Origin of the sequence: Palleronia pontilimi (assembly GCF_016412875.1) — a bacterium.
GTDB lineage: Bacteria > Pseudomonadota > Alphaproteobacteria > Rhodobacterales > Rhodobacteraceae > Palleronia > Palleronia pontilimi.
Map to the genome: position 1 here is coordinate 1 of NZ_JAEKPD010000041.1, position 1578 is coordinate 1578.

Genomic DNA, 1578 nt, shown 5'->3' on the forward strand with positions numbered 1-1578 from the left:
TTCAAAGGAATACGGGCTATGCTGGCCTTGATGGCGGCCCGGTGCATTTGTAGTTCAGATAGGCGTTTAAGAGACCGGAAGCGCAATGTCGACTTCGAGCCCAGATTCGCCGTTCCTTGCCCTTCTGTTACTGGTCTGAACTCGACCCGGGTTGCCAATTCATATTCATGTAGGCGTTGCCCGCTTTGAGTTCGCGCAGCATCTGGTCGAGACGTTTCTGTTTCGTTTCTTCGCGTTTCGCGTTGCGTATCCAACCGAGGTAGTCATTTCGCTGATACCAAGGGCGCCGATCATAGCGGTCTTTCAAACCTGCCGACTCCAGTGCCTTCCGGACGAAATCGGGCATTGGGTGTGCGGGTCGTTTCAAGACAGCACCTCTCTCTCTTGGTATGTTGATACCATGCAAGTGCTGGAAACACCAAATCGTCCGCTGGGCGCCGTTCTTATCATCCACTCATGGTGGGGGTTAACGGACTCTTTTCGGCAATACGGGAATGCGCTTGCAGCCGCGGGCTTCGTGACCGGGCTCGCTGACCTCTTCGACGGACGTGTTGCAAAGACAGTGGCACAAGCAAGGGCGCTGCGCGGGCGTCCACGTCGCACGCCGATGTATAAGAGCCTTGCCGCTGACATCGGAGCCTTGCGCTGCGCAGGGAGAGGAGACCTCAAGGTCGGTGTCGTCGGCTTCTCGATGGGCGGGCACTGGGCGGTTTGGCTGTCGCAGCGACCAGAATACGGGATTTCAGCCACGGTTCTTTACTATGCGGCGCGAGGAGGTAGTTTCGACCAGAGTCAGGCCGACATTCTTGCGCATTTTGCAGAGAAAGATGATTGGGTCCCGCCGAATGCACGCAAGAACATGGAACGCGCCATCAGCAAGTCCAGTTGTGCATACCAAAGCCATCACTACCCGGGCACGACGCATTGGTTTGCGGAATCAGACCGAAGCGCCGAATTTGATGCACCGAGTGCGAGACAGGCGTTGGAACGGGACATCGAGTTCCTTCGTGCAACCCTGGCAAGCTGACAACCACTGACGGCAGCAGAGTCTGCACGGCTGACTTTCAGGACAGAAGGGTTGAGTGCTGATGCCGTTGCTTTCTTTGGTGGATAAGCGGGAAATATTTTTACAGCTGAGAATCATTCGATTGCCAAGATTTAAGCAAAGCTGTCGGCATCAATGCTGAAGAAGACCGCAGCGCTAACATGACAAATGTAACCGAATTTTTTAGGCCGCAGCTCTTTGCTTGCCAAGCGCTTTCATCGGAGCAGGCAGCTGCACTCTGCGTGGAGTTGTTTCGGCTGGGAGCCTCGTGCCATTCCGTGCCCGGAAAGCGCTTGTAGAATTCGGATTGCCCCGAGGGTGAATCCGGACCTCGGTTTCGTCGATCTCGATCTTTCCAACGACGGCGCGGAGGTATGCACGCCGAAGCGGCGGATCGTCCTGCGTGAGCGCATGTTGCATAAGTTCATCGAACTGGGCGACCATCCTTGCAGTGATCCGTTCGTCCGGCACGAGCTTCTTTCGAGCTTGCTGCGCCGCCTTCTCTGCGATGTCGCGCTGGGTCCTTAGGTCGT

The 1578-nt window shown here is 56.1% G+C and carries 3 protein-coding genes; 1 reads left to right on the plus strand and 2 read right to left on the minus strand.

All coding sequences use genetic code 11. The annotated features are described in order from the left end of the window. Nucleotides 1–127 precede the first annotated feature (127 nt). Nucleotides 128–346, minus strand: a complete 219-nt coding sequence (locus ILP92_RS18180; protein ID WP_198917829.1) for a YdeI/OmpD-associated family protein — start codon at nucleotides 344–346, stop codon at nucleotides 128–130. Nucleotides 347–400: 54 nt separating this feature from the next. Between ILP92_RS18180 and ILP92_RS18185 the strand changes: the two genes are divergently transcribed. After that, nucleotides 401–1027 carry a dienelactone hydrolase family protein gene (locus tag ILP92_RS18185; protein ID WP_198917830.1) on the plus strand — a complete coding sequence of 209 codons (627 nt, stop codon included), beginning with the start codon at nucleotides 401–403 and terminating at the stop codon, nucleotides 1025–1027. A 201-nt stretch (nucleotides 1028–1228) separates the two neighbouring features. On the opposite strand, the gene ILP92_RS18330 is transcribed toward ILP92_RS18185, so the two are convergent. Then, nucleotides 1229–1578, minus strand: a 350-nt coding sequence (locus ILP92_RS18330) for a hypothetical protein (protein WP_214650095.1), incomplete at its 5' end; no start/stop codon positions are given.

Bases quoted from the DNA above. Each gene is read 5' to 3' on its own strand.
- ILP92_RS18180 (WP_198917829.1), bottom strand. From the start codon at position 346: ATGCCCGATTTCGTCCGGAAGGCACTGGAGTCGGCAGGTTTGAAAGAC.
- ILP92_RS18185 (WP_198917830.1), top strand. From the start codon at position 401: ATGCAAGTGCTGGAAACACCAAATCGTCCGCTGGGCGCCGTTCTTATC.